The organism is Psychrobacillus mangrovi (assembly GCF_037104765.1).
Classification (GTDB): Bacteria; Bacillota; Bacilli; order Bacillales_A; family Planococcaceae; genus Psychrobacillus; species Psychrobacillus mangrovi.
Genome location: NZ_JBAWSY010000042.1, coordinates 1 through 2,939, shown reverse-complemented (window position 1 = coordinate 2,939; position 2,939 = coordinate 1). Strand labels below are relative to the sequence as shown.

The following is a 2,939-nucleotide window of genomic DNA, read 5'->3' as shown; positions in this document are numbered from 1 at the left end:
GGTTAAGTTAATAAGGGCGCACGGTGAATGCCTTGGCACTAGGAGCCGAAGAAGGACGGCACTAACACCGATATGCTCCGGGGAGCTGTAAGTGAGCTTTGATCCGGAGATTTCCGAATGGGGAAACCCACTGTTCGTAATGGAGCAGTACATTTGCGTGAATACATAGCGCATCTGTGGCACACCCAGGGAACTGAAACATCTAAGTACCTGGAGGAAGAGAAAGAAAAATCGATTCCCTGAGTAGCGGCGAGCGAAACGGGAAGAGCCCAAACCAAGAGGCTTGCCTCTTGGGGTTGTAGGACACTCAACATAGAGTTACAAAGGAACGAGTTAGACGAAGCGATCTGGAAAGGTCCGCAGGATAGGGTAAAAGCCCCGTAGTCAAAAGCTCGTTCTCTCTTGAGTGGATCCTGAGTACGGCGGAACACGTGAAATTCCGTCGGAATCCGGGAGGACCATCTCCCAAGGCTAAATACTCCCTAGTGACCGATAGTGAACCAGTACCGTGAGGGAAAGGTGAAAAGCACCCCGGAAGGGGAGTGAAATAGACCCTGAAACCGTGTGCCTACAAATAGTCAGAGCCCGTTAATGGGTGATGGCGTGCCTTTTGTAGAATGAACCGGCGAGTTACGATTACATGCAAGGTTAAGTCGAGGAGACGGAGCCGCAGCGAAAGCGAGTCTGAATAGGGCGAATGAGTATGTGGTCGTAGACCCGAAACCAGGTGATCTACCCATGTCCAGGATGAAGGTAAGGTAACACTTACTGGAGGTCCGAACCCACGCACGTTGAAAAGTGCGGGGATGAGGTGTGGGTAGCGGAGAAATTCCAATCGAACCTGGAGATAGCTGGTTCTCTCCGAAATAGCTTTAGGGCTAGCCTCAAACGTTAGAATCTTGGAGGTAGAGCACTGTTTGGACTAGGGGCCCATCCCGGGTTACCGAATTCAGACAAACTCCGAATGCCAATGATTTATGTTTGGGAGTCAGACTGCGAGTGATAAGATCCGTAGTCAAGAGGGAAACAGCCCAGACCACCAGCTAAGGTCCCCAAGTATTTGTTAAGTGGAAAAGGATGTGGCGTTGCTTAGACAACCAGGATGTTGGCTTAGAAGCAGCCATCATTTAAAGAGTGCGTAATAGCTCACTGGTCGAGTGACGCTGCGCCGAAAATGTATCGGGGCTAAACAAATCACCGAAGCTGTGGATTGATACCTATGGTATCAGTGGTAGGAGAGCGTTCTAAGGGCGTTGAAGTCAGACCGTAAGGACTGGTGGAGCGCTTAGAAGTGAGAATGCCGGTATGAGTAGCGAAAGATGGGTGAGAATCCCATCCACCGTATGACTAAGGTTTCCTGAGGAAGGCTCGTCCGCTCAGGGTTAGTCGGGACCTAAGTCGAGGCCGATAGGCGTAGACGATGGACAACAGGTTGATATTCCTGTACCACCACCCCGCCGTTTGAGTGATGGGGGGACGCAGTAGGATAGGGTAAGCGTGCTGTTGGTTATGCACGTCCAAGCAGTGAGGTGTGAGTGTAGGCAAATCCGCACTCTATAACATTGAGCTGTGATGGCGAGGACGAATGTCCGGAGTTCCTGATTTCACACTGCCAAGAAAAGCCTCTAACGAGGCGGGAGGTGCCCGTACCGCAAACCGACACAGGTAGTCGAGGAGAGAATCCTAAGGTGAGCGAGAGAACTCTCGTTAAGGAACTCGGCAAAATGACCCCGTAACTTCGGGAGAAGGGGTGCTCTTTTGGGTGAATAGCCCAGAAGAGCCGCAGTGAATAGGCCCAGGCGACTGTTTAGCAAAAACACAGGTCTCTGCAAAACCGTAAGGTGAAGTATAGGGGCTGACGCCTGCCCGGTGCTGGAAGGTTAAGAGGAGTGCTTAGCGCAAGCGAAGGTGCGAATTGAAGCCCCAGTAAACGGCGGCCGTAACTATAACGGTCCTAAGGTAGCGAAATTCCTTGTCGGGTAAGTTCCGACCCGCACGAAAGGCGTAACGATCTGGGCACTGTCTCAACGAGAGACTCGGTGAAATTATAGTACCTGTGAAGATGCAGGTTACCCGCGACAGGACGGAAAGACCCCGTGGAGCTTTACTGTAGCTTGATATTGAATTTTGGTGCAACTTGTACAGGATAGGTAGGAGCCTTAGAGCCCGGAGCGCCAGCTTCGGAGGAGGCGTCGGTGGGATACTACCCTGGTTGTATTGAAATTCTAACCCATACCCGTAACCCGGGTAGGAGACAGTGTCAGGCGGGCAGTTTGACTGGGGCGGTCGCCTCCTAAAGTGTAACGGAGGCGCCCAAAGGTTCCCTCAGAATGGTTGGAAATCATTCGAAGAGTGTAAAGGCAGAAGGGAGCTTGACTGCGAGACCTACAAGTCGAGCAGGGTCGAAAGACGGGCTTAGTGATCCGGTGGTTCCGCATGGAAGGGCCATCGCTCAACGGATAAAAGCTACCCCGGGGATAACAGGCTTATCTCCCCCAAGAGTCCACATCGACGGGGAGGTTTGGCACCTCGATGTCGGCTCATCGCATCCTGGGGCTGTAGTCGGTCCCAAGGGTTGGGCTGTTCGCCCATTAAAGCGGTACGCGAGCTGGGTTCAGAACGTCGTGAGACAGTTCGGTCCCTATCCGTCGTGGGCGTAGGAAATTTGAGAGGAGCTGTCCTTAGTACGAGAGGACCGGGATGGACACACCGCTGGTGTACCAGTTGTTCTGCCAAGAGCATCGCTGGGTAGCTATGTGTGGACGGGATAAGTGCTGAAAGCATCTAAGCACGAAGCCCCCCTCAAGATGAGATTTCCCATTACGCAAGTAAGTAAGATCCCTCAAAGACGATGAGGTAGATAGGTTCGGGGTGGAAGCGTGGCGACACGTGCAGCTGACGAATACTAATCGATCGAGGACTTAACCAAATATGAATTT

At 52.3% G+C, this 2,939-nt stretch carries 1 rRNA gene; it reads left to right on the top strand.

The features are described from left to right. Positions 1-2,929: ribosomal RNA gene (locus tag WAX74_RS20875) — 23S ribosomal RNA — on the top strand. The last annotated feature ends 10 nt before the right edge of the window (positions 2,930-2,939 follow it).